Genomic DNA, 7,126 nt, shown 5'->3' on the forward strand with positions numbered 1-7,126 from the left:
AGAGTAGTTGTTTTCACCAAGATTAATTAAATTTATTTCAGGTAACAAAGGAATCTCCTTTATTTTTTTATATAGTTTAACAAGGAAAGATAGTTACTTGAACAGTAGTTAACAGGTTTTTAGATTATAAAATAGATAGGAGCTCCAGAATGGTTTTATTAAGGAAAAAAATTGGTGTCGTTGTCACAGGTGGAATTGCTGCCTATAAAGCGACTGAATTAGTGCGACAACTTGTTAAAGCTGGGGCAATAGTGCGTGTTATAATGACAAAGTCAGCAAGTGAGTTTATCACTCCGCTAACTCTACAAGTGCTTTCGCGCCATGAAGTTTTGATAGATACTTTTAGTGAAAATGATACTGAACACGTTCAGCACATTGAGTTTGCTGATTGGTGTGATCTTGTAGTGGTGGCCCCAGCAACGGCTAATATTATTGGAAAATTATCCAACGGCATAGCAGATGAAATAGCTTCTACAACACTATTAGCTGTTGCTTGTCCTTGTCTTTTATGTCCGGCGATGAACACAAACATGTATCAGCATCCTGCCACTCAAAGAAACCTAAAACGTCTAAAGAAAGATGGTTACTACTTGTTAGAACCGGATACAGGCTTTTTGGCAGAAGGTTATGAAGGCAAAGGGCGATTACCAGTTATTACTCAGATTGTTGAAAAGCTTGAAAGTATAGCAGCCAAACATTTTTACCCTCAATTATTAGAGAATAAAAAAGTGATTGTAACAGCAGGTGGAACGAGAGAAAGAATCGATCCTGTTCGCTACATTTCCAATGATTCTTCCGGCAAGATGGGATATGCTATGGCTAAAATTGCGAGTTTTTTGGGAGCAGAAGTCTCTTTCATTTCCACTAAAGATCATTTTCCAATGATGGATAATATGGACTTGATTTTAGTGGAATCAGCGCTTCAAATGCAAAAAGAAATCAATGAGCGCTATGCGCAAACGGATTACGTTATTATGGCAGCTGCGGTGAGTGACTTCAGAATGATGGATCAAGCTGAACATAAAATTAAGAAAAAGGATCAAGAGAATGAGAAAATCCTGTGGGAACTTATCGAAAACCCAGATATTTTAGCGGAATTAGGACAAAATAAAAAGCAGCAAGTTTTAGTTGGCTTTGCTGCGGAGACTCAAAATTTAATCGAATATGCTCAAAGAAAGTTAAAGTCAAAAAGAATAGATTGGATTATCGCGAATGATGTTTCTCAGAAAGACATTGGTTTTAATTCAAAAAACAATCAAGTGACTCTTTTAAACGAAAAAGGGCAAGTTGTGAACTTACCTAAAATGGAAAAAATTGATCTAGCAAGAAAAGTTTGGGAAATTATTCTAAATGATCCGATTATTAAAGATTAGAGGAGAATAAATGAAATTAGTAGTTGAAAATCTAACAAGCGGTTATCGCAATGTTCCGGTCATTAATAATGTAAATTTTGAAATTCACTCAGGCGAAATAGTTGGATTAGTTGGTTTAAATGGTGCAGGAAAATCAACGCTCTTGAAAACTATTTTAGGCCTTTTACCTAACCAGTCAGGGCAAGTGCTGATTGACGGCATCTCAATTGCAGAAGACCACCAGAAGTATGCTAGTCAAATTGCTTATATTCCTGAAACGCCTATTTTGTACGAAGAATTAACTTTGAAGGAGCACTTAGAAATGACAGCTCTTGGGTATCAAATTCCGATGAAAACAGTCATGCAAAGAGCCCAACCTCTTTTAAAGAAATTTCGCCTAGAAAAAAAATTAGAGTGGTTCCCCACTCACTTTTCTAAAGGAATGAAGCAAAAAGTAATGATTATTTGTGCTCTAGTTACGGATGCTCAATTATTAATTATTGATGAACCATTCTTAGGATTAGATCCGCTAGCTATTCAACAATTCACAGATTTATTGAAGAAGAGCGCAGTTTCTGGTCGCTCAATTATATTTACAACACACATTTTAGCGATTGCTGAGGACTTATGTGATTCTTTTCTTTTGCTTCAAAAAGGTCAACTTGTAGCTCAAGGAGACTTAAACCAGTTGCAGGCTATCTATAACCTCCAAAAAGCGAACTTAAACGATATCTATATGACCATGACTAAGACAGGTGAAGTTAATGATTAATTTGGATCATTTATTTAATAAAAGAGCTAATCAATTATTGAAGGAAGTTGGGAAATATGGGCGATTAATTTTTAATGATCATTTCTCTATAGTGCTTTTCGTACTGATGGGTTTTCTAGCTTTGACTTATAGAGATCTACTTGAAAGATTAAACCAAGGTTCCTATTTTGCTTTCATATGGATGATTCCTTTGATGATAGCTTTTTTTCTTACAGTAATTTTAAACTTCGGGCACCCTTTATGGTTAAATCATGAGGCTGACCGATCCTATTTATTTCCTAGAGGCGAGGATTGGTTTAAATATTGGCGAAAAGCTTTTATCTACACCTCGCTTTCTCAAGTAAGCCTAGCTCTTTTAATTAGCTTTCTTTTCTATCCGTTAATCTCAATTGTGAGTGATTGGAATCAAAATAATGCTGTTTTCTTCTGTTTTATTTATGCAACTTTGAAATTTTTAGCTGTGATCAATCAATACCTAAATCTTTATTATCAAAATAACAATTTTTTATCTAGAAATTCCGTAAAAACACTCAACTATTTTACTGGATTTTTTATAACGATAAGCTTTTATTTACCCGATTTCTATCCATTTTTAATGATGTTAGTTGTAAGCGGACTATATTTAATGATTGTATATTGGCGTTATCGTATATTAGCTAAAAACCTTGTCGATTTTGAGTTCATTATTAACCAGTCTCATGCTAATAAATCGCGTTTTTATAAGCTGATTTCTCTATTTGCAGATGTTCCACAAGTAAAAACTCCCATTAAGGAACGGAAATGGTTGTATCCTTTGATGAACTTGATTCAAGGGAAAAAGGCTAATCGATATAGCTATTTCTTTGCTCGAATGATTACTCGACATGAAGGTTATTCAGGTATATGGCTTCGTATTACAGTGTTTATTCTGATTATCATTTTCTTATTGCCTGATAATTGGTTGGCTTTAACCTTAATAGGGGGAATTGGTTTTTGGCTCGCGCTTATTCAAATTTTACCGATTTACTTACTAGGGAATAATTTGCCTTTTCAATTACTTTATCCTACTCAAGATTTACATTTGAAAAAGAATGCTTTTCAGAGGATGTTAGCTTCAATTTTGGTGATGATGATGCTTGCTTTTTGTTTAGGAATGCTAGTTAAAGTGGGTTTATCCTTAACACTACTGTGGGTTTCGTGTGCTTGGTTAATACTAATTTTAGCTATAATTCACTTTTATGTCCCTATTTGGTTAAAGAAATTAAAAAAGAAGTCCGATAAAAGAAAGCCTCTTTAAAGTAAGAAAGAATTTCTTTGATTGAAAACGAATTCTTTGTTAAAATTAATACAAATACTTATTAAGAAAGCAGGATGAATGATGTCAGTAAATGAAGAATATCTTAAACGTCTAACAGAAGTTAACGGGATCGGTGGCAATGAACGTTATGTTCGCGAATTGTTTAAAGAAGAAACTAAAGACCAAGCAGAAGAATATCTGCAAGATGGTTTGGGTGGTATTTTTGCTAAGCATACAGGCAATGCGGATGGACCACGCGTTATGTTAGCTGCTCACCTAGACGAAGTTGGCTTTATGGTTAAAGAAATCACCGATGAAGGATTTCTTAAGTTCGTTACCATTGGTGGTTGGTGGAGTCAAGTTGTCTTAGCACAACAAGTAACAGTAACTACAAGAGAAGGTAAGACATTCCATGGTGTTACAGGATCTAAACCTCCACATGTACTAACTGCAGAAGCTCGTAAAAAGCCAATGGAATTTAAAGATATCTTTATTGACCTAGGTGCTTCTTCTAAAGATGAAGTCATGGAATGGGGTATTCGCCCTGGCGATATGATCACTCCGTACATCGAAACACGTCGTATGAATGGCACTAAATTCCTTTTAGGTAAAGCTTGGGATAACCGTATCGGTATAGCTGTTGCAATTGATGTATTGAAGAATTTAGCTAAAGAAGGACATGAAACGGTTCTATTCTCTGGGGCTAACGTTCAAGAAGAAGTTGGTCTACGCGGAGCTAGAGTTGCTGCACATATGCTTAATCCTGATATTTCATTTGCTCTAGATACTGGTACAGCGGGTGACACACCTGGTATGACTAAAGATGAATCTGCAAGTAAATTAGGAAAGGGACCTCAAATCATTGTTTATGATAGCTCAATGATAGCTCACCGTGGCTTACGTGAATTTGTAGTAGAAGTGGCTGATAGAGAGAACATTCCTTATCAATTCGAATTTATTCCTGGTGGTGGAACCGATGCTGGTTCACAACACCTAGCATTAAATGGTATTCCTTCTATTGCGATTACTGTTCCAGTTCGCTACTTACATTCACATACTTCTGTTATTCACGAAGATGACTACTTAAATATGGTCAAATTAGTAACAGCAGTAGTGAAAGAGTTGAATGCAGAGACAATCAAGCAAATTAAAGATAACGCATAAAAATTAACTTTATTAATCCCCTTAAGCATCAGAAGTTTGATACCTAAGGGGGTTTAATTCATTAATTCAGTTCAGGAAATAAGGCTTCAAGCGCTCGTTCAGCTAGGGGTTGTGAATGTCCGATAGCAGGAAAAAGGTGCAAACTCATCATTGGATTGTAGTTAGCCTCTAGCACAGCGTAAGAATTGGAGTTAGATAGAGGCTCTTGATAGTTCTTGATAATGATATCTACTCCACAGAAAGTGGATTTCATAGCTGCAGCTGTTCTTTCAGCAATTTTAATAAAATCTGAATGAACTTGATCGGTTCGATCGATGGCAATTCCTCCGGAAGAAACATTAGAATTTTTTCTTAAGTAGACTTTTTTACCATTAACGGGAATTGATTGCAGAGAATAGTTTTGTTCAGCAAGAGTTATTCTTTCTATTTCACCTTTTTCTAATAAGGTAAGAGGAGCTAGATGTCTAGGCCCTCTGAATGGATGGTTATTTTCGAGATCGATTAACTGTTCAACAGTGTGCTGGCCATCGCCAATAATATGAGCGGCTTGTCTTTCACAAACTGCTAAAACTTTTTGATTTTGCACATAAAATCTTAGTTCAATCCCTTCAATAAATTCTTCAACTAATACCGTATGATCGTGTTTGAAAGCTTCCTTCATAGCTTTTGTATAGGTTTCTTTTTCTGGAAAATTTTCGAAGATAGTAATTCCCAAACCATAGTTAGTATTTTGCGGTTTAATTACGATTGCAGATTTGTCTAATAGAGAATAATAATTGATTGCTTGATCTAAATCATTGAATTTTCTCCCTTTAGGTGTTTGAATTTTTTCTCTATCAAGAACCAATTTAGTAGCTGATTTGTTATCCATTAAGAAGTATGAAACCTGGCTGTCTAAGGAAGTCATATTAGCACTTTTGATTAATTCTGTATGCTCATTGAATTGAAGTTCAATTAAGTTATCTTCAATATCAACGATGGTAACTTGAATACCAAGCTCTATCGCTTTTTTTATTAAGGCTTGTGTCGAAAGTTCTAACTTCTCAAAACCATGAAGGAGATATTTGTTTTTTAAAGACTGTCTTTGAAAAATTTGGCTAAGTTTAAGCAAGCCCTGGGAAAGGTCTTTAAAGTCGGTATATTGACTAGTGATTTGGCCTGCAAGCGTTTGGGAGGGTTGCTCTATTTGCATAAACTTTTTAGCAACAAGCTGACCTAAATAAGAGTCGGGATAGTAATGAGCATCTAGGTTTTCTGCAACAGTTTGTAAGGTATATGAGAAAGACTTAATAAGTTCTTTATTGATTAATGGATCGATAGGGTTAGATTCTGCTGTATTTTGGTTACGTTCATTGGCTAGATTAATTTCTTCTTCGCTAATTGACTGTTGGTGAAGAAGAAGAGCAAGAATCCATACTTTTACAAAATCGAGGTCTTCCAAACTGATTCCAAATGGTTGAAAAGGATTAAGATCAAAATTTCTAAATTCTAAATAAGAAATGCCCTCCTTGAGCATTGCGCGATTAGGTTTAGCCCCCCGCATTCTAACATCTCGGTAGAGCTCCTTCTCAAAATGTAGAATCCCCTGAAAAATGAGATCTTCAATATCTGTGACATATGTTTGAAAATTATTATAGGAAACTGAAACGTTTTTACTATTCCTGTAGCCATAGCGACTTTGGCGAACTGATTTCATAACTGTTTTGTGGGGTTTGCCGTATAAAACAGTCTCGTAATCATCTGAAAAATAAGGGGTGGCCCCTAAAAGATAAGTTAATACCCAGCGGTAGTAAAGATATTTACGTGTCAAGTCCATGTAAACCTTATTTCGATTGGAGATATATTTTGATTTTGAGGAATTCAGTTTTTGATTTAAAAGCTGATCATTAATTTGAAAGTTATAATGGATGCCTGATAGTAGTTGAACTTTTTTGCCGTAGTATGAAATAAGATATTTACGATAATTATAGTCATCTTTATTATCTAATTCAGCGCTTCGAATTTGATTAATATTAGATAATTGAGGTGGCATACTATAAGGCCAAAGCATTTCTGCTGGCTTCGAATTTGAAATTCTATGCTGTGTTATCTGGTGAAGACCAGCTAACCAATTGATTACCTCTTCATTAGTAGAAAAGGGTGGAGTAATTAACTCTAATTGACTTTCAGAAAAATCAGTTTGAAGATAAGGGTGGAAGGAACGGTTTCCCCAATCATGAGGATGGTCACTCTCACTAATTGATCCGTTGAAATTGATTCGAACGGTTTCTCGTTCGAGCCCCACGGTCGATTCCCAAAGTAATGGCAAATCTTCGATTGTAAACTCAATAATTTTATTCATAAGAAAGCTCCTCTTATATGAAGTAATTAATATTATAACAAAGTGATAAGAAAAAAGGTGAAAAAAATTTGAAAAGCCCTTGACTTAAGAAGACAACCCATGTTATATTATTTCTTGTCGTCACGAACGACCGAAACGAAAGAAAAAAAGTTTAAAAAAACTTTTTAAAAAGGTTTGACAAAAAGTCTAAACCATGCTAGTATATAGAAGTTGTCACTTAT

5 protein-coding genes are annotated in these 7,126 nt (G+C 35.1%); 4 read left to right on the plus strand and 1 reads right to left on the minus strand.

What is annotated here, in order from left to right:
* Positions 1–149: 149 nt before the first annotated feature.
* From coaBC to ACQV2T_RS05860, 4 genes are all read left to right on the plus strand, one after another.
* Complete coding sequence (coaBC, locus tag ACQV2T_RS05845) at positions 150–1,373, plus strand: bifunctional phosphopantothenoylcysteine decarboxylase/phosphopantothenate--cysteine ligase CoaBC (protein WP_428893349.1); 1,224 nt, start codon at positions 150–152, stop codon at positions 1,371–1,373.
* 10 nt (positions 1,374–1,383) lie between these two features.
* Complete coding sequence (locus tag ACQV2T_RS05850) at positions 1,384–2,124, plus strand: ABC transporter ATP-binding protein (RefSeq protein WP_428874191.1); 741 nt, start codon at positions 1,384–1,386, stop codon at positions 2,122–2,124.
* A complete protein-coding gene (locus tag ACQV2T_RS05855) occupies positions 2,117–3,400 on the plus strand; it encodes an ABC transporter permease (RefSeq protein ID WP_428875526.1) in 1,284 nt (427 codons plus the stop codon). Before ACQV2T_RS05850 ends, ACQV2T_RS05855 begins: the two co-directional genes overlap by 8 nt.
* Before the next feature lie 78 nt (positions 3,401–3,478).
* A complete protein-coding gene (locus ACQV2T_RS05860; protein WP_428874193.1) occupies positions 3,479–4,564 on the plus strand; it encodes a M42 family metallopeptidase in 1,086 nt (361 codons plus the stop codon).
* A 61-nt stretch (positions 4,565–4,625) separates the two neighbouring features.
* Here ACQV2T_RS05860 and gshAB read toward each other — a convergent pair whose 3' ends face one another.
* Positions 4,626–6,905, minus strand: a complete 2,280-nt coding sequence (gshAB, locus tag ACQV2T_RS05865; RefSeq protein WP_428874194.1) for a bifunctional glutamate--cysteine ligase GshA/glutathione synthetase GshB — start codon at positions 6,903–6,905, stop codon at positions 4,626–4,628.
* Positions 6,906–7,126: the final 221 nt, after the last annotated feature.

The organism is Facklamia sp. P13069 (genome assembly GCF_050409405.1).
Taxonomy (GTDB): Bacteria; Bacillota; Bacilli; order Lactobacillales; family Aerococcaceae; genus Facklamia.